15 protein-coding genes and 4 tRNA genes are annotated in these 18,543 nt (G+C 54.2%); 7 read left to right on the forward strand and 12 right to left on the reverse strand.

The features are described from left to right. Nucleotides 1-129 precede the first annotated feature (129 nt). Nucleotides 130-630, forward strand: a complete 501-nt coding sequence (gene tpx, locus IEW52_RS02205) for a thiol peroxidase (protein WP_188628439.1) — start codon at nt 130-132, stop codon at nt 628-630. A gap of 238 nt (nt 631-868) precedes the next feature. Continuing rightward, nucleotides 869-1,777 (forward strand): TIGR01777 family oxidoreductase, encoded by a 909-nt coding sequence (locus IEW52_RS02210; protein WP_188628440.1) that lies wholly within the window; start codon nt 869-871, stop codon nt 1,775-1,777. 34 nt (nt 1,778-1,811) lie between these two features. Here the strand turns inward: IEW52_RS02210 and IEW52_RS02215 are convergent, their stop codons facing one another. Together IEW52_RS02215 and IEW52_RS02220 are read right to left on the reverse strand one after the other, a co-directional pair. After that, entirely contained in the window at nt 1,812-4,238 is a 2,427-nt protein-coding gene (locus IEW52_RS02215; protein WP_188628441.1) for an ABC transporter permease, read from the reverse strand. Then, nucleotides 4,231-4,914, reverse strand: coding sequence for an ABC transporter ATP-binding protein (locus IEW52_RS02220; RefSeq protein ID WP_188628442.1), 684 nt, complete (start codon nt 4,912-4,914; stop codon nt 4,231-4,233). Before IEW52_RS02220 ends, IEW52_RS02215 begins: the two co-directional genes overlap by 8 nt. Between IEW52_RS02220 and IEW52_RS02225 the strand changes: the two genes are divergently transcribed. Next, nucleotides 4,913-5,527, forward strand: coding sequence for an arylesterase (locus IEW52_RS02225; protein WP_188628443.1), 615 nt, complete (start codon nt 4,913-4,915; stop codon nt 5,525-5,527). The genes IEW52_RS02220 and IEW52_RS02225 overlap by 2 nt on opposite strands. 181 nt (nt 5,528-5,708) lie before the next feature. On the opposite strand, the gene IEW52_RS02230 is transcribed toward IEW52_RS02225, so the two are convergent. The 6 genes from IEW52_RS02230 to gltX all read right to left on the reverse strand — a co-directional run bounded on the left by IEW52_RS02230 (nt 5,709) and on the right by gltX (nt 8,615). Then, nucleotides 5,709-6,380 carry a DNA-3-methyladenine glycosylase I gene (locus IEW52_RS02230; RefSeq protein WP_188628444.1) on the reverse strand — a complete coding sequence of 224 codons (672 nt, stop codon included), beginning with the start codon at nt 6,378-6,380 and terminating at the stop codon, nt 5,709-5,711. A gap of 170 nt (nt 6,381-6,550) precedes the next feature. Beyond that, a tRNA-Ala gene (locus tag IEW52_RS02235) sits at nt 6,551-6,626 on the reverse strand. 20 nt (nt 6,627-6,646) lie between these two features. Next, nucleotides 6,647-6,722 (reverse strand) — tRNA-Ala (locus IEW52_RS02240). Between the two features lie 39 nt (nt 6,723-6,761). Then, nucleotides 6,762-6,837, reverse strand: a tRNA-Ala gene (locus IEW52_RS02245). Between the two features lie 48 nt (nt 6,838-6,885). Continuing rightward, nucleotides 6,886-6,961: transfer RNA gene (locus IEW52_RS02250), tRNA-Ala, on the reverse strand. A gap of 241 nt (nt 6,962-7,202) precedes the next feature. Further along, nucleotides 7,203-8,615: a glutamate--tRNA ligase gene (gene gltX / locus IEW52_RS02255; protein WP_188628445.1), complete on the reverse strand. Its 1,413-nt coding sequence runs from the start codon at nt 8,613-8,615 to the stop codon at nt 7,203-7,205. Nucleotides 8,616-8,875: 260 nt separating this feature from the next. Here gltX and IEW52_RS02260 point away from each other — a divergent pair, with 260 nt between their 5' ends. Then, on the forward strand, nt 8,876-9,403 hold the full coding sequence (locus IEW52_RS02260) for a LysM-like peptidoglycan-binding domain-containing protein (RefSeq protein ID WP_229667754.1): 528 nt from the start codon (nt 8,876-8,878) through the stop codon (nt 9,401-9,403). A 62-nt stretch (nt 9,404-9,465) separates the two neighbouring features. Here the strand turns inward: IEW52_RS02260 and ligA are convergent, their stop codons facing one another. Both ligA and zipA read right to left on the reverse strand, forming a co-directional pair. Further along, nucleotides 9,466-11,499, reverse strand: a complete 2,034-nt coding sequence (gene ligA, locus IEW52_RS02265; RefSeq protein ID WP_188628447.1) for an NAD-dependent DNA ligase LigA — start codon at nt 11,497-11,499, stop codon at nt 9,466-9,468. 296 nt (nt 11,500-11,795) lie between these two features. Next, entirely contained in the window at nt 11,796-12,869 is a 1,074-nt protein-coding gene (zipA, locus tag IEW52_RS02270) for a cell division protein ZipA (RefSeq protein WP_188628448.1), read from the reverse strand. A gap of 376 nt (nt 12,870-13,245) precedes the next feature. On the opposite strand from zipA, the gene cysZ reads away from it, so the two are divergent. Continuing rightward, nucleotides 13,246-14,007 carry a sulfate transporter CysZ gene (cysZ, locus tag IEW52_RS02275; protein ID WP_188628449.1) on the forward strand — a complete coding sequence of 254 codons (762 nt, stop codon included), beginning with the start codon at nt 13,246-13,248 and terminating at the stop codon, nt 14,005-14,007. On the opposite strand, the gene mepK is transcribed toward cysZ, so the two are convergent. Together mepK and IEW52_RS02285 are read right to left on the reverse strand one after the other, a co-directional pair. Continuing rightward, on the reverse strand, nt 13,971-14,519 hold the full coding sequence (gene mepK, locus IEW52_RS02280) for a peptidoglycan L,D-endopeptidase MepK (protein ID WP_188628471.1): 549 nt from the start codon (nt 14,517-14,519) through the stop codon (nt 13,971-13,973). The genes cysZ and mepK overlap by 37 nt on opposite strands. A 343-nt stretch (nt 14,520-14,862) precedes the next feature. Beyond that, nucleotides 14,863-16,476 (reverse strand): L,D-transpeptidase family protein, encoded by a 1,614-nt coding sequence (locus IEW52_RS02285; RefSeq protein ID WP_229667755.1) that lies wholly within the window; start codon nt 16,474-16,476, stop codon nt 14,863-14,865. A gap of 307 nt (nt 16,477-16,783) precedes the next feature. Between IEW52_RS02285 and cysK the strand changes: the two genes are divergently transcribed. Both cysK and crr read left to right on the forward strand, forming a co-directional pair. Next, nucleotides 16,784-17,752, forward strand: a complete 969-nt coding sequence (gene cysK / locus IEW52_RS02290; RefSeq protein WP_188628450.1) for a cysteine synthase A — start codon at nt 16,784-16,786, stop codon at nt 17,750-17,752. 258 nt (nt 17,753-18,010) lie between these two features. Beyond that, nucleotides 18,011-18,520, forward strand: coding sequence for a PTS glucose transporter subunit IIA (gene crr, locus IEW52_RS02295; RefSeq protein WP_188628451.1), 510 nt, complete (start codon nt 18,011-18,013; stop codon nt 18,518-18,520). Nucleotides 18,521-18,543 lie beyond the last annotated feature (23 nt).

Below are 18,543 nucleotides of genomic sequence, written 5' to 3' on the forward strand. Positions count from 1 at the left end.
TTTTTTATGTCTGGCGCGTATTCAAGTGTGGGCGATAAAAATAAAAACCTTTTCCTTATGGTGAAAACTGGTAACTTAACCCTTTCAACACACTTTTTTCACACTGCCTTTCAACAAGGAGCACAATACATGTCTACAGTGACGTTCCAGGGTAATTCCGTTGCCGTTTCCGGTCAGTTTCCACAAGCAGGCCAAGCGGCTCCCGATTTCACCCTGACCGACGGTGATCTGAATGACGTTCGCCTGGCGGACTTCAAAGGCCAGAAAGTACTGCTGAATATCTTTCCTAGCGTAGATACCGGCGTATGTGCCACCAGCGTGCGCACCTTCAATGAAAAAGCAGCCGCCCTTGGCAACACCAAGGTACTGTGTATTTCCATGGATCTGCCGTTTGCACTGGGTCGTTTCTGTGCCGCCGAAGGCATCGAAAACGTACAAACCGCGTCTGCCTTTCGCAATGCAGAATTTCTGAATGCCTACGGCGTTGCCCTGAGCGATGGTCCACTGCGTGGTCTGTCTGCCCGTGCCGTGGTGTGCATCGACGAGCAAGGTAAAGTGACTTACAGCGAGCGCGTTGCCGAGCTGACCGACGAGCCTGCATACGACGCCGCAATCGCCGCTTTATCCTGATCTTGCTGGATCCCTGTCCAGTCAGTTTTTTGATGTAATATCAAAGAACTAGCCATAATGTCCGAGGTAATCTACAGACTTACTCACAGTTTATGTGGATAACCTCGGTTATGTTGCCTCTGTTCTGCCGTTACACACCCCCTCTTTTACTCCCCCACAGCTGCCGCTCTCTGATACTCTGATAAGGTATGATCCTTTAGGGCACCGTTGGTCTGAATAGCAGATTGAGGAATACATCATGAATATATTACTAACCGGGGGTACTGGCTTTATCGGCCATCGCTTGATGAGTCATTTGCGGCCTCATCACCAGGTTACCGTGCTGAGCCGCACTCCCAACAAGGTACATCAACGCCTAGGGCACGATATTCAGGCATTGGCCTCACTGGACAATCTGGAGAACCTCGATCAATTTGATGCGGTGATCAATCTTGCCGGCGAGCCCATTGCCGATAAGCGCTGGACTCCCGCTCAAAAAGAACGCATTTGTAACAGCCGTTGGCAGATTACCGAGCAGCTGGTGAACAAACTCAAGGCTGGCCAACATCCGCCCAAGGTGCTGATCAGCGGCTCGGCCGTGGGTTTTTATGGCCGCCAGGGTGAGGCATTGGTAGATGAAGACTCGCATCCGCATCCGGAATTCAGCCACAAGGTGTGTGCCAGATGGGAAGAACTGGCGAACGAAGCCGCCAGTGAGCAAACTCGAGTGTGCTGTATTCGCCTGGCGGTAGTCATGGGGGCCGAAGGTGGCGCACTAAAGAAAATGCTACCCAGCTACCGCTTAGGCCTGGGTGGCCCCATTGGCAGCGGAAAACAGTATATGTCGTGGATCCACATTGATGATGTGGTGAGCTTGCTGCTGTTTTTACTGGAAAATGAGCAGTGCCAGGGCCCCTTTAATGCCGCCGCACCGGAGCCGGTGACCAACGAGCAATTCAGCCGCACCCTGGCCCGGGTATTGAACAAACCGCACTTTGCCCGTATTCCCGCCTGGAGCATGCGGTTACTGTTTGGCGAAATGGCCGACTTGCTGTTGACCGGTCAAAGAGTGATGCCGGTACGCCTGCAAAAAGCCGGTTTTTATTTTCGCTATCCCACTCTGGATAAGGCACTCAAAGAAACGCTCATCCACAACGCCAAACGGTAAAAGAAAGCGGACAGCTTGGCGCTTCCGGCTTTTGTTACCCCCACTGGCGTAACCGGTGCATCAGGGTGCCGCTGGTAATGCCACCCATTCTGCCTGTCAGTAACAGAAGTGCCGCGCCCAGCAAAGGAAGTCCGATCCACAGCCCAGGGTGCGGTTGCCATGCCAGCCCCAGCCATTGGGGCAACAACACAGCCACACACAATTCTACGGCCAATGCCGCCGCCAGGCCCGACACCAGCCCTGCCGCCAGCCACTCCCAACGCAAAGAGGCTTTCATTAACTTCTCACTTGCCCCCAGGGTGCGCAATAACACCAATTCGCGCTTGCGACTGTCCAGTGTGGTTTCCAGCTGTGCCAACAGCACCAGCAGGCTGGCGCCCGTGACCAGCGCCATGATCACCAACAAGGCCTGGCTGACTTGAGCCAGCACTTCTCGCAGCTGTTGCAACAAGGCTTCTACATCCAGCAGCGTCATGGTGGGAAAGGCGCGAATCAACGCCACCTCCAGTGCTTTTTGCTCCGGCGGCAGATAAAAACTGGCCAACCAGGTGGCAGGATAGGTCGCCAGCACATCGGGGCTGAAAATCAGGTAGAAATTGGGCCTCATGCTGTCCCAGTCGACTTCCCGAATATTGCGTACCTTGGCCGACACTGTCTGCCCGGCCAGGTCCAGAGTGAGTTTATCGCCTATGCTCAGCTGTAAACGCTCCGCCAGGCCCGATTCGACCGACACGCCGTTGGGCGCAGTACTCCAGCCTCCTTGCAGCAGACGATTGCCCTCTGGCAACTGTTCGCTATAGGTCAGATTCAGCTCTCTGCCCACTCCGCCATTATTACCGTTATCTACGTCGGAGACGGTGGCTTTATCGTTAATGGCACTCAAACGCCCGCGCACTATGGGATAAAACTGTGAACGATCCAGCCCGGCCTGATCCAGTCTGGCTCGCAACGGATCCAGCTGTTCACTGGCAATGTTAATCAGAAAGCGGTTGGGCGTATCTGCTGGCAGACGCGCCAAAAAGCCATCGACCAGCTCGCCCCGCACCACCCACAACAAGGTGCCGAGGAATAACGCCAGCGCAATGCCGCCAAACTGGACCAGGGTAGCCAGTCGCGCACGCTGCAAACGACTGACCGCCAGGCGAAAGCCGATGCCGCCTCCGCCATGACGAACCAGCGTCAACATCAACCAGCACAAACCGCCCAGCAAGCCCACCAATGCCACCAGTCCCACCAGCAGACCTGCCGCAAGCTGCCAGGAGCCGGCAAACAGCCAACTCAGGATAAAAGTGCCCCCCAGCAAAATGCCCAGGCTCCAGACCGGCGAAATACGCGCCTCGGCTTCATTACGCAGCACCCTGAGTGGCGGCACCTTGAGCAGACGCAGCATGGGAACGATAGACAACATCAGGGTCGTCAACAATGCCAACCCGATAGCCACCGCAAAGGGCATCAAGGACGGTGCAGGTAAAGGAACCTCCAGCAGCTCGCCCAGGCTCAGCAGGATCAGCTTGTGCAGCCCGTAGCCTGCCAGGGCCCCCAGCAAGGAGCCCATGACTAACAGACTTAGCAGCAGTCGCGTCAACCAGGAAAAAAGCTGTCGCCGACTGGCCCCAAGGGTCTTTAACAGCGCCATACGATCTTGCTCGCGCCGAGAAAAGTAGCCCAGGGCAATGGCCATCGCCAGTATGCCCAGCAGCACACCAATCAGAGAAGCCAGACGAAAAAACTGCTCAGCCCGAACCAGTGAGCGAGCCACCGGCGTGTCCGCATTATTGGGACCCCGCCAATGCTGCCCTTGCTGTAACCGGGGCTCAAGCCAGGCGCCATAACTGACTAACCGGGCAGGCTCGCCCTTGAACAAATAACCATAACGGACCCGACTACCGGCCATTTGAATACCCGTGGCCGCCACATCATCGATATGCATCAAGGCCCTGGGCGCCAACAATGCCGGAGAGAATCCCTGATCCGGCTCTTTAAGCAATTCCCCCGCCACCTTGAGCTCGGTATTCCCCAGCTCCACGCTATCGCCAATGTTCAGCTGCAATAACGCCAGCAGCCGGGATGATAGCCAGATAGAGCCCGCCGTAACGGGCTGTTGGGGCATGACTTGCAGTTCGCCATAAAACGGAAAGGCATCGTCTACCGCCCGCACGCTGGCCAGTTGCAATTGGTCACCGGCAAACAGCACGCTTTGAAACGACTGGGTGCGCGATACCGCCAGCCCCTGGCGCCGGGCCTCGGCAAGCCAGGCCGGATCGGCGTCGCGACTACCCGATAATACGCGGTCTGCGGCAATATAGTCGCGCCCCGATACGGACAGCGCCTGATTCAACCGATCCGCCACCAGCGTCACGCTAAGAATACTGGCCACGCTAAGTGCCAGCGCCAGCACAAACAGCCGCAGCGGGCCACGCCCCGCTTCCCGCCATATCAATCCCAGCCCCAGGCTACGCATGCTGTTCCTCCAGCCGACCGCCAGTCATCACCAGGCGTCGTTCGCAGCGCTTGGCCAATGCCTCGTCATGAGTCACCATCAGCAGTGTGGTGCCATGGGTGCGATTAAGCTCAAACAGCAATTCGATAATTTGCGCCCCCGTATGATGGTCCAGGTTGCCGGTCGGCTCATCGGCCAACAGAATATCCGGCTGGGTCATAAAGGCGCGGGCAATGGCCACCCGCTGCTGCTCGCCACCGGACAGCTGGCTGGGAAAATGCTGCATGCGCGCCGACAGCCCCACTTGCTCCAGCAACTCACGGGCCCGCTGAGCCCCCTGTTTTTGCCCTTGCAGCTCGGCGGGCAGCATGACGTTTTCCAGCGCAGTCAGGGTCGGCAGCAGCAAGAAAGACTGAAATACAAATCCGATGTGCTCCCCCCGCAACTGGGCTCGCTGCTCTTCATTTAATTCAGACAGCCAGCGGTCTTTAATGGCAATATCACCGTCACTGGCGCTATCCAGTCCGGCTAACAGCCCCAGCAGCGTCGACTTGCCCGAGCCTGACGCACCCACCAGCGCCACGCTTTGACCGGACTTGACTTCAAAGCTGATCCCCTCAAGGATGGTCAAAGAGTGATCACCTGGCCGAACCCTGTGACTCAGTTCGGCAACCTTGATAATGGGAGAAACTGTCATGTCTCGCGTCCTTCTGCTGCTGGTGCTGTTAGTGTCGTTTGTTACCAATGCTAACACCGTCTTGATCCTGGGTGACAGCCTCAGTGCCGGTTATCGCATGAATGCCCAGCAAGCCTGGCCGCAGTTATTGGCCAAACAGTGGCAAGATGAAAACCGCAAGGTCGAGGTGATTAATGCCAGCGTCAGTGGCGACACCACTCAGGGCGGCTTGCAGCGTCTGCCTTCCTTGCTGGAGAACCATCAGCCGAGCTTGGTGTTGCTGGAGCTGGGTGGCAACGATGGCCTGCGTGGTCTGCCACCCCCCCTTATTGAGCGTAATCTGGAACAGATGATTACGCTGGCCAATCAGGCGGGCGCCAGGGTAATACTGACCGAGATTCAACTGCCCCCCAACTATGGGCGCCGTTACTTGCAGCAATTTACCGCTATTTTTTCGCGATTATCAGAAACACACCAGCTGCCGTTGCTGCCGTTTTTTGTGGCTCCGCTGATAGGCGAAAACGGCATGATCATGGACGATGGCATTCACCCCACCGCCGATGCCCAGCCCCTTATCGTGCGCCAGGTACATGCCTTTTTAACACCCTATTTAAGGGATAGCCGTAAGCTGTAAGCCTGTCTCTTAGTCACAAGTCGCTAGCAAGTAAATAATGCATAGAGCCAGCTCGGTAGCCTCCTCCGACACGCTGCACCTATATGGGTTATGGCGAGTCGAACGGAGTAGTGCGCTCAGCCTGACTACACCATTAATTCAATAAAAAGATGTGACTAAGAAACAGGCTGACAGCTATCTTTTAATCGATGGAAAAGGCGATGGTCTTGCTGATTTCGGTCAGACTGAAGCCACTTTGCCGGCGCCATTCGTTAAACGCCGCCTGGGCCTGCTGCATGCCTGTTTTACTACCCAGTCCCGCACTCACCACCTCATGATGGCGTAAATAAGCAGTTACATCACCGGTAAAGGCAAAGGTATCCACGCCTAGCCGACGCAAGGCATAGGGGCCAATGTTACCGCCCAGTAGCTGCCCGTGCTGTTTGATTGTCAGCCAGAGTCCAATAATGTCGTCTTTGGGCCACTGAGCGACAAAGGCGCCAAAACCGCCGTGCTCCCTACCCAGCTCTAGCACCATGCGCGCATTCGCCGGCAAGGTGGCAATTTTTTTGGCGTGGCGCACAATGGTGGTGTCGTTATTCAGTCGCTCGAAATGACGCTCATCCAGCAACAGCATTTTTTCGGGATCAAAACCAAAGAAGGCACGCTCAAACTCCGGCCATTTATTGCGAATAACCTTATGCACGAAACCGGACTGGAACAGACTCATGGTAAAAGACGACAACCAGCGATCATCGGGTATCGCCGTCAGCTCGGTGTCCGTTGCTAACGGTGAAGCAATGAGTGCGTTAAGTGCCGCTTCGCCGCCATGACGCTCGCAGGCACGCCGATAGATGTCATCAAAATGCTCCATAAAATCAGTCTCGTTTGAATTTTTATACAAGGGGTTATCATCACAGAATACCTTGCCGCTGATACAGTTAAAAGATGCCTGGCGAGGCGCGAGAGAACGCGTGAAGTGCAAAAAAGACATAAAAAAAGCCGCTGCATTTCTGCAGCGGCTTTTCTTGATTCCACAATAAGTGGTGGAGCTACGCGGGATCGAACCGCGGACCTCTTGCATGCCATGCAAGCGCTCTCCCAGCTGAGCTATAGCCCCGAAATTGGGTCAGATTGTTTTGGTGGAGCTACGCGGGATCGAACCGCGGACCTCTTGCATGCCATGCAAGCGCTCTCCCAGCTGAGCTATAGCCCCAAAACAATGCTGTTTTACTGGTATTCATTTTTTGCCATTTGGTGGAGCTACGCGGGATCGAACCGCGGACCTCTTGCATGCCATGCAAGCGCTCTCCCAGCTGAGCTATAGCCCCATTTGGCAGATATTACTGTTATCTCTTTATTACTTTGCATTCGATAAGTGGTGGAGCTACGCGGGATCGAACCGCGGACCTCTTGCATGCCATGCAAGCGCTCTCCCAGCTGAGCTATAGCCCCGCTTACCTTCCTTCTCGGCATTGAACCGTTCAGGCGAGGCGCATAATAGGCAACCGACTTTTTTCTGTCAACCAAAAACTAACAAAAACCACCCGAGCAGTCATTTTTTGAACACCCTGATGAGATAACCACCAACTTTGTTCGTGAGCCTGCAGTGGTAACGCCTTCACTTGTCAGAAAAATTAATAAAAAACGGCGCTGAAAAAATCAGCGCCGTGAGTGTTCCTGCCTAAGTTAAACCTCAGCCTTGGGCGCGCTCTTCGATAAAGGACAATGCCCTATCGATGCGTGCCAGTACCTGCTCTTTGCTCAGCAAGGCAATCACGCCATCTATGGCGGGGGACTGGCCCGCGCCGGTGACTGCGACGCGCAGTGGCATGCCCACCTTACCCATACCCAGCTCCAGATCGGCGGCGGCGGCATTGATTTGCTCGTGAATGGTCGGTGCCTGCCAATCAGTCAGCTCGGCCAGCTTGCTGCGTACCAGAGCCAATGGCTCGGCCGCAACCGGGCGCAGGTGTTTCTTGGCGGCAGCCGCATCCAGCTCGCTGAAATCTTCAAACAGGTAGCGGCTTTGTTCGGCCATCTCTTTCAGGGTATGGCAACGCTCGGCGTACAGGGTAACCACATCCGCCAGGCTTGGACCCTGGTCGGTGACAATGCCTTGATCCTGCATGTGCCACGCCAGATACTCGGCCACTTCGCTGGCCGGCATGGTCTTGATGTAGTGCTGGTTCAGCCACAGCAGTTTATCGGTATTAAAGGCCGAGGCCGACTTGCCGATGGCATTCAGCGAAAACAGCTCGATCATTTCCTGCATCGAGAATATTTCCTGATCGCCATGAGACCAGCCCAAACGAACCAGATAATTCAGCAGCGCCTGGGGCAGATAGCCGTCGTCACGATACTGCATCACGCTCACCGCGCCATGACGCTTGGACAGCTTGGTGCCATCATCACCCAGGATCATGGATACATGGGCGAATTCAGGAACCGGGGCACCCAGCGCCTGATAGATGTTGATCTGACGCGGGGTATTATTGATGTGATCTTCACCACGTACCACGTGGGTAATCTCCATATCCCAATCGTCCACCACGACACAGAAGTTATAGGTGGGCGCGCCGTCGGTACGACGAATAATCAGGTCGTCCAGCTGATCATTACCGGTTTCAATGCGGCCACGTACATGGTCGTCAAATACCACAGAGCCTTCGGTCGGGTTTTTAAAGCGGATCACGCAGGGCGCGTCGGCGGCATGGTCATGCTCGCCATGGCGGCAGTGACCGTCGTAGCGAGGTTTGACGCCGTCGGCCATTTGTTGCTCGCGCAAGGCATCGAGCCGCTCGCGGGAACAATAACATTTGTAGGCTTTATCTTCGACCAGCAGCTGGTCTATCAGGGTATTGTAACGGTCAAAGCGCTGGGTTTGATAATAAGGACCCTCTTCCCAGTTCAGCCCCAACCACTGCATACCTTCTAAAATGGCATCTATGGCTTCTTGAGTTGAACGCTCCAGGTCGGTGTCTTCTATGCGCAATACAAACTCACCCTGCAGGTGACGGGCATAAAGCCAGGAGTACAGGGCAGTACGGGCACCACCGACGTGAAGAAAGCCGGTAGGGCTGGGAGCAAACCGCGTTTTAACTGTCATTCTTTCTGCCTTAGCTGGTAAATAAAGCCAAAATGGACTTGGGGTAACCCCCAAATGACTTTGGATAAAGTAAAGTAACGGCTATTTTAGCACCCGAGGCAAACGGGTTAAACGCTTTGTCATCTTCAGGTGTTGAGCTGATGATTGACAAAAGTTGTCGTCGCCTCAAAAGGAGCCGATCTCATGGCTTGTCGAGCCTGCGCACCACAGATACACTGATGCTCAAGAGGTGTCTATTCATGTCCAGAAGAAAAGCAGCAATGAAACGAAACGAACCCGAGTCTTTCGCCAGTAAAGTCAATATGTTGACCCTGCCCGTTCGTCAGGGGATTGGTCGTGGATTACAGGGCTTGCACCAGGTGCCCAGAATGCACAAGGCGGGATTATTGATTCTAATCCCCCTGTGGCTACTGCTATTGGCGTGGCAACCGGCTCCAGCACCGGTTGCTGCGCCCGTGAGCGGTAGCCTGAGCTTATCTCTGGCCCCGGCGGTCAGCCGCGACATAGCGGTGCCCAACGGCGGCAAACGCATCGATCATACCCTGGCCCAGGGGGAAACCCTGGCCGCCCTGTTTCGCCAGTGGCAATTACCAGGTACCGATCTCATTGCTCTGGTGCGTGCCGAACCCTCTTACAAGCCGCTAAGCAACTTGCGCGCCGGCCAGGATATCACGCTGGTTGTGAATGCCGATGGCCGACTGCATTATCTGGAGGTCAACGACAAGGGGCTGCTGCTAAACGCCTTTCGCCGTATGGGGCAGGAATTCAGCGTCGTCACCGCGCCGTAAAGCAAGCTGAAAGCTGGCACAAAAACACCGAGCCCATGGGCTCGGTGTTTTTGTTTATGGAGTCAGGCTTGAAGCTTCAACAACGCCAACAGGCCGTCTTCATCGAGAATGGGAATCTCCAGTTCCTGGGCCTTCACCAGTTTGGAGCCGGCGGCTTCGCCTGCCACAACGCAGCTGGTTTTGGCCGACACAGAGCCGGCAACCTTGGCACCCAACGCCTGCAGTGCCGCCTTGGCATCACTGCGCGAGAGTTGAGTCAGGGTACCGGTAAGCACGAAGGTTTGGCCTGCCAGTGGCTGCGCCTCAACGGCCACTTTTTCGATGGTAGGCCAGTGCAGGCCACAACCCCCTTCCGCTTGAGGGGTAACCAATGACTGCACTACGTCCTGGTTTTCCGGTTGGCGAAAGAAGTAATACAGATGCTTGGCTACTATGTCCCCCACGTCGGATACTTCCAGCAAGCTGTCTACCTCTGCTTGCATCACCGCCTCCAGAGTCAAAAAATGCTGGGCCAGATTATTGGCAGTGGCCTCGCCCACTTCACGAATGCCCAAGGCATACAGAAAACGTGGCAGCGTGGTTTCGCGAGACTTGTCGATGGCGGCCAACAACTTGCTGGCCGACTTGTCGCCCATTCGCTCCAGTCCCAGCAAGGCGTCGTGACTCAATGAAAACAGATCGGCCGGGGTCTTGATCAATTCCAGATCCACCAGCTGTTCAATCACCTTGGTGCCCAGGCCTTCAATATCGAGCGCCTTGCGCGATGAAAAGTGCTTGATAGCCTCTTTACGCTGAGCAGCACAAAACAAGCCACCGGTACAGCGCGCCACGGCTTCGCCTTCTATACGCTCTATATCTGCGGCGCAAACCGGGCATTGTTCGGGAAAGACAACGGCACTGGCACTGTCGGGGCGTTTTTCCAGCACCACGGCGACCACCTGCGGGATCACGTCACCGGCGCGGCGAATAATGACCGTATCGCCAATCATGACCCCCAGCCGCGCAATTTCATCGGCGTTATGCAGGGTGGCGTTGGACACCACCACGCCGGCCACCTGCACCGGCGCCAACTTGGCAACCGGGGTAATGGCACCGGTGCGCCCCACCTGAAACTCCACATTCAGCAACTCGGTCAACTCTTCCTGAGCCGGAAACTTGTGAGCCGTGGCCCAGCGAGGCGCTCGCGCCACAAAGCCCAGCTGTTCCTGCAGTGCCAGCTCATCCACCTTGTAGACCACGCCATCGATTTCATACGCAAGCTGATCACGGCGACGTAGAATATCCTGGTGATAGCGTTCGCAGCCTTCTCGGCCCTGCATGCGTTTGACTTCGGGACTAACCGGCAGTCCCCAGCCTTTAAGTCGCTGCAAGGTGTCAAAATGACTATCGGCCAAGGGAGCCCCCTCCACCAGCCCCACGCCATAACAGTAAAACGACAACGGACGCTTGGCGGTAATGCGCGAGTCGAGTTGGCGCAGGCTACCGGCGGCGGCGTTACGCGGATTGGCAAACACCTTGTCCCCTTTGGCCCGCGCAGCCTCGTTCATGGCCGCAAAGCCGGCACTGGGCATAAAGACTTCGCCGCGCACTTCAAGCCGGGGCGGCCAGTCGTCGCCTTTCAACTTGAGGGGAATGGCCTTGATGGTGCGGACATTCTCGGTAATGCCTTCCCCTGTGCTGCCATCACCTCGGGTGGCCGCCTGTACCAACTCACCCTCTTCATACAACAAACTCACTGCCAGACCATCCAGCTTGGGCTCACAGCAAAATTCCACCGCCGTGGTGCGCCCCAGTCGCGACATCAGCCGCTTCTCAAAGGCGGCCAGCTCCTCTTCGCTGAATACGTTATCCAGCGACAGCATGGGCAACGCATGGCGCACTTCGGGAAATGCCGACACCGGTGCCCCGCCCACCTTCTGGCTGGGCGAGCTGGCATCCAGTAATTCGGGATTGGCTTGCTCAAGCGCAATCAGCTCTCGCATCAACCGGTCGTATTCGGAATCGGGTACCGTGGGGGCATCGGCGATATAATACTGTTCGTTATAACGTTCGAGTTGCTCGCGCAAGGCAAGGATCTGGGCTTTTGCATTATTCATGGGAAGTGTCCGCTTAAATAATTCAGTAAAGAGTAAATGGTGAAGGGTGAAGAGGAGGACACTGAGCCAAACCATCCGGCTCAGCAGGCCTTTCGGCAACGGTAAGCCGTCAGCTTCCAACTGTCAGATAACACCGTGCATTAAGCAAAATAAAGATACTGGGGCAAGACGGCCAAGGGCGTGCCTTTTTCAGCTCAGTGCCATGTTTAACCCTTCACTCTTTACGCTTCACCCTTCACGGTATTAAAAACAAAAAGTGCGGCCATTGGCCGCACTTTAAAACGTAGAGTAAAAGGTTACTGTGCCTGGCTATCGAAGTCTCTCAGTTGCTCGCGGCAACGTGCCAGATAGTCAGGACTTAGCGGGCGCCGCTCCGCATCAAGCAGGAGTCCATCCAGGTTTTCGGCCATATTTTCGGCGGCCTGCACCATCAGATTGAACTGGTTTTTCGCCATGCCGGGCTTGGGCAGCTGCATGAAGATAGACACCCCGGGCGTACTGAACTCACTCATGGCGTTCGGGTTGAAGGTGCCGGGCTTAACCATATTGATCAAGCTGAACAGCGGCTCACCCTGAGCGCCAGCATTCTGGTAGCGATGAAAAATATCCATGTCGCCAAAGCTGAACTCTGCCTCGGTCAGCGCCCGAATCAAGTCGCGGCCCATCAGTTGCTGATTGGGACGAGCGACCAGATTAATGACGTATACATCCTGCCAGGTCTTGGGCACGTCACGCAGCGGGGCGGCAGGAGCAGGCTCAGGTTCAGGCGCATCCTGAATAATGGCCTTCGGCTCTGGCTGCGGCTCAGACTTCAACTCGACAGGTTCGGCCTCAGCATTATCTGACAGACGTTCATGTTCAAACTCGGATTCATCACGGCTCGGCTCGTCAAACAAGGGATCTATCTCCCCTTGTTGATACTGGCGAGCTCGCTGTTGTGCCTGAGTTTCACTCGGGCTCGGCTTGGGCGCAACGCCTTGCTGAACTGGCGATGCCTTGGCTGTTGCATCCTTGGTTGCAAAGGTACTGCTGGACAGCCGAGGGGGCATCCCCAGACTTGGCTCATCTTCTTCATCATCGTTGATGGCAGAAAAATGCGGGGCTTGATGCCAGTCATCTTCGTCGCCGTCATCCACCACGGAAGTCGGCTGCTGATGACTGCCAGCCACTCGTACCTTGCCAATGCCGTCACGGTCGAAACCGCCAACATCGTTGGCTGTCGCATCCGCAGCCTTGCCGGCAACTTTGCCCATGGGTTTTTCTCGTATGGGTTTTTGGCGCCCTTTCTGGCTTGACCACAGTCCGTGGATCAGCAGAGCAGCAATGGCTACCGCACCCAGAATGATCAAGATAATTCGCAAATCCTGCATTATCGTTTCTCTAAATTTTTTTGCTTATGTTAAAGCCATGTCGCCGACGCAAGCTTAAATAGCATGGCTTGAACCGGAATGTTATCGAAGACAACAACAAGGGTATGTTTACCATACGGGTTTGACAAGAGTCATCTGGGGGAGGAAAGGAGAAAAATCTGCATTTTGTTTATTTTTATCTACTTTAGAGACCTTTATTACCGCCAACTACAGAGTTAAGTGGTAAAAATGAACAACTTCAGGCCACCAACCTGGCCGCCCTGGCTACGACAGACTGCTTCGTTGCCACTTTACTCCCTTGTTTTTATAACGACAGTTCACTTGGCAGTCTGATGCTTGCTCTCTAAAATGTTCTTTTTTCTCAAGGAAGCTTTATATGTCCGCCTCTTACCATACGGCCAGCGGTCCACAGTATCTGCTCAGGGGATTGTCTCTGATTGGGGAACGGGATTTACGGCTTTTTGTGCTTATTCCACTGGCGGTTAATTTATTACTGTTCGGTGGCGCCTTTTACTGGTTTTATCTGCAACTGGATCAACTATTCGCCTGGTTTGAACAAGCCACCCCCAGCTATCTGCAATGGCTGAGTTATGTATTGTGGCCGCTGGCCATCATTACCATCGCCGTGGTGTTTTCATTTATTTTTACCAGCGTGGCCAATTTTATTGCAGCCCCCTTCAATGGGATGCTGGCCGAGCGGGTAGAACTTAAATTAACCGGTGCCCCGCTGCCCGATGCCGGCTGGCTTGATCTTGTAAAGGACACGCCGCGAATACTGGCCAGAGAAGTACATAAAATGCGCTATTATCTGCCCAGGGCGCTGGGGTGTTTACTGCTGTTTTTGGTGCCTTTGTTTGGCCAGACCCTGGCCCCGCTGCTCTGGTTTGTGTTCAGTGCCTGGATGATGGCGATTCAATATTGTGATTACCCCTTTGATAACCACAAAATTGATTTCGATTTAATGCGCCGCTCTTTGGGAGAGAAGCGCCGCCTCAGCTGGGGATTTGGTGCCAGCGTGGCCATTTGCTCCGGCCTGCCGGTGATAAATCTTTTGATCATGCCGGTGGCGGTGTGTGGTGCCACCGCCCTGTGGGTGGATCATTATACCCAGCTGCGAACCGGGCCGGTATCCAGATGAACGAAGTTGGAGCTGGGATAATAACCCACTCCGCCGACTTTCAGGTCTAATGCCGCCTTGCGCACCTGCGACAACGGCACTCCGGGCAGCCGTAAATCAATAGCCTGCCCTTTCATGTGATAACTTTTCTTGGCTACACCACGGCTGGTTCGGCGCAACATGGCATTGGTCGTGGGAGAGCGGTAGCCGGAAATAATCTGAATTTCGCCAGGCTTGCCTAAACGGTGCTGCAATAAAAATAGCTGGTCGAATAATTTGGGGTCGATATCGTGTTCTTCGTTTTCACGAAAATCACGCATGACATGATTAAAGGTATTTAATCCTTCCTTCAGGTAGTGTCCCTCTTCCCAGAAGTTGGCGGTAACCTGCTCACCGGTGTGCAGGTTATGCAGACTTAATTTACGCACCGGTGCCGACAGGCTGGCCTGTGCCGAAAGCGGTAACATGGCCGCTAGACCCACACCGCCCATCCCCATTAAAAAACGGCGACGATTCACGCCTGGTTGCTGCATATCTGATTGTTGCACACCGGCTTTTGCTCTTGCGAAGTTAAACATATTCAAACTCGTTGTTTTAAGTACCACACAGGCGCACCAGCTGAATGAAGCTTCAGCTGGTGACATCACTCAACGCTAAAAGGGAAAAGCAAAGACGGCCAGTATCTGATATTGGCTATTGTTTTCGGCTATGCGTTCTTGGCTATAGGATGTCATGCGCCACACTAAACAGCGTAGAAAATACCCTATTGCAGGCTAAAAAACCAACATGATTTCATCATGAAAACACAAGGAGCGCTCTTTCGGTGAGAGGGTTCGCTCCTTGCAGTTTCATTTGAAAACGGCTGTTGATGTATTGTTATCCCGCGCCGAAGGGACTGTTCATGGCTTTGTCAAAGCCGTAGATATCATTACGGAACTGAGGCATTCCGTCAGCATCCAGCCAACTCGGCCAATACACCATAAACAGCGGCAAGGGCTCGGCTACCCGGATCCAGCGGGTTTCCCGGTTGGCTTTCAGTGCCGCCAACCGGCTGCTGCTTAGCTGATCCTGCAGCAGCCAGTTGGCCAACTGCTCGGCGCCTTGCACCCTGACACAACCGGAACTCAAATCCCGGCTGTCTCGACCAAAGAGGCCACGAGTGGGAGTGTCGTGCAGATAGATGGCATCACTGTTGGGCAAATGAAACTTGTAGGCTCCCAGCGCATTACCGGTGCCGGGACGCTGGCGCAACCGATAGGGAAAACCGCCGCCTTCTTCCAGCCGTCTCTGCCAAATGAATCTGGGAACCACCTCTCCCCCGTCGAGTACTTCAAACCCCTGACGTTCGATATAACCCGGATCGCGATACAGTTTGGGCACTATGTCTTTGTTGATAATGGAGCGCGGTACGTTCCAGGGAGGATTGAACACCACATTGGTAATTTTGTTGGCCATGACGGGGGTTTTGCGTTCATCTCGACCCACGATCACATTGCTTTCCAGCACCATCACCTGATTCTGATACAACCGCAGATGATATTCGGGAATGTTCACCAATAAGTAGGAAGACGGCAGCTCGTCACCGATCAGGGTTCTCATCATGCTGCGCATCAACAATTGCGAGCGCTTCAACGGCGAAGTGTCAAGCCAGGCAAAAGTCTGTGGGCCAATCACACCATCGACCGTTAACCCGTGCCGCTGTTGAAAGCGTCGAATACCCTGCTCCAGATCCGAGTCGTACAACTGGGGATCAATAAACTGGCTGGCAGCAGGCTGACTACTACTGGCCAGAGGCGAGCTACTGACTGCGACGCCATTATCATGGGCATCAGGAGCCGTAAAATCGCTTTCCGACAAGGTCGTATCATCGGGAATGCCGGTATCTTCCAGTACCAGGTCCATATCCGGTACCGCAGGAAGCGCGACTTCTGGGGCGTTGGGCATATCGCCAAGCATGCGCAGTCGCTCCCGGATCTGGGGTATCACATCCATTCGCTCTCCCGGACGAACCGTAGTGGTACGCAAGACCGGCCAGGACACATCTTGCAACTCCAGCAAGCGAGTCAGTTGCTGTTGCAGTTGAGCATAGTTGGCATAACCCGGCATCAATCCCTGCACCAATTGCCAACGCCGTTTCAACTGACCGGCCAATTTAAGGTTGGCACGATCGGCTTCTGAAAAGCTCAGATCGGCTTTTCGGGTCCGCAGATGCTGGCGATCGAAAAAAGATAAATCAGACCAGTGACGCCAGAAACTCTGCACCCCAAGCAACAGCTGGTCGTCAGCCATATCCGACGCCGTGCTCTCTGCCACAGCCTGTTGCCACCACTCGGTCAGTGTGGGATGCACATCGGCCAGCGCCAGCTCCAGACCAAGCTGATGCAACTGTTGGCGCGCCTCGGGTTCATCCTGCCAGCTACTTGCAAAAACACTGCCCATACTCAAATACAGTAATAGCCAAAGTGCGCTTGCGGCTCGATATCTTTTCACCAGCTTGCTGCCTATCATTTCAATGCCCGCCTCATCCCTTGAATCACGTCTTTATTCAGCTTCTATTAACGACTACGTCATATCATTGAAGAATACCCTGCTTGTCAGTACCTTGATAGCAAACTTGTTCCTGATACACCATCAATTCCCCTGAATTACCTTAGCGTTAGCCGGCAATAAAGGAATATCATTTTATCATTTAATAACATATGGTTATAACAATTTGTCACTTCTCATTCTAGACAGAATGGTTAAGCTGGCTATATATCAATCATGATGGCATTAACGAACGATAGGGACAGTCACGATGAGCAAAATTTTTGAAGATAACTCTCTGACCATTGGCCAGACTCCTCTGGTTAAATTGAATCGAGTCAGCAAGGGCCGTGTTCTGGCCAAGGTAGAAAGCCGCAACCCCAGTTTCAGTGTGAAATGCCGCATCGGTGCCAACATGATCTGGGATGCCGAAAAGCGCGGTGAACTGGTCCCCGGAAAAGAGCTGATTGAACCCACCAGTGGCAATACCGGCATTGCACTGGCGTTTGTGGCAGCGTCTCGTGGCTACCCCATCACCCTGACCATGCCGAGCACCATGAGCATGGAGCGCCGTCAGTTATTGAAGGCTTTGGGTGCCAATATCGTGCTGACCGATGGTGCCAAGGGCATGAAAGGCGCCATTGAAAAAGCCATGGAATTAAAAGAAACGGCGCCAGAGAAGTTTGTATTGCTGCAGCAATTCAACAACCCTGCGAACCCGGAAATTCATGAGAAGACCACAGGCCCCGAATTATGGGACGATACCGACGGCGAAATTGATGTCTTTGTAGCGGGTGTAGGCACCGGCGGCACCCTGACCGGCGTGTCACGCTATATCAAGAACACCAAAGGCAAGGCCATCACCTCGGTTGCGGTTGAGCCTGTTGAATCTCCGGTTATTGCTCAGGCATTGGCCGGCGAGACATTAACCCCAGGTCCGCATAAAATTCAAGGCATAGGACCGGGCTTTATTCCCGGTAACCTGGACTTGTCTTTGATCGATCGTGTTGAACAGGTGACCAGTGAAGATGCCATAGAAATGGCGCGCCGTCTGATGAAAGAGGAAGGCATACTGGCCGGCATCAGCTCCGGTGCCGCCGTGGTCGCCGCAAACCGATTGGCAGAATTGCCCGAATTTGCCAATAAAACCATAGTGGTGATACTGCCAAGCTCTGGCGAGCGCTATTTAAGCACCGCCTTGTTCCAGGGAATTTTTACCGAGCAGGAACTGCAGGCTTAAATCTGGTCAGCTGCAGGCACTATGGGGGTCTACCTTCTAACGCGCGGGTCGTCTTATGGCGACCCGCGCTTTTGATTTATTCTGCCAACATCTGCCAACAACAGGGGCGCAACTGCAGCCCATGGCTTGCCATGTACATTCGTGCCGCAGCCCTTACAATGCAGGAAGCCTGCCGTATTTTAAGCGAGTTACCTATTCTTTCTCTTGGGAAAGACCGTCTGTTATCATCATCATTAAATAATGCCAGGAGCTGATATTATGGGTCTGTTCGATAAACTGAAAAGAATGGTGTCTGACGAGTCAGTAGACAGTGGTGGCATCGATATTTTTGCTCCTCTCTCCGGAGAGCTGGTTGCCATTGAAGAGGTACCGGATGTGGTATTTGCCGAAAAAATTGTCGGGGACGGCATCGCCATCAAGCCCAGTGGCAATAAAATGGTGGCGCCGTGCAACGGCACCATAGGCAAGATTTTTGAAACCAACCATGCTTTTTCCATCGAGTCAGACTCGGGCATAGAGTTGTTTGTACATTTTGGCATCGACACCGTCGAACTGAAAGGCGAAGGCTTTACCCGCGTAGCTACAGAAGGTCAGCAGGTAAAAGTCGGCGACACTATTATCGAGTTTGATCTGGCATTGCTTGAAGCAAAAGCCAAGTCGACTCTGACGCCGATCGTTATTTCCAATATGGATGAAATAAAAGAACTCACCAAACATACCGGTGCCGTCAACCTGGGTGAGGGTGTGATACTGACGGTGCGAAAATAATGCATCCAGGCTCAGGCCAGCAG

This window comes from Oceanisphaera marina (assembly GCF_014643915.1).
Classification (GTDB): Bacteria; Pseudomonadota; Gammaproteobacteria; order Enterobacterales; family Aeromonadaceae; genus Oceanimonas; species Oceanimonas marina.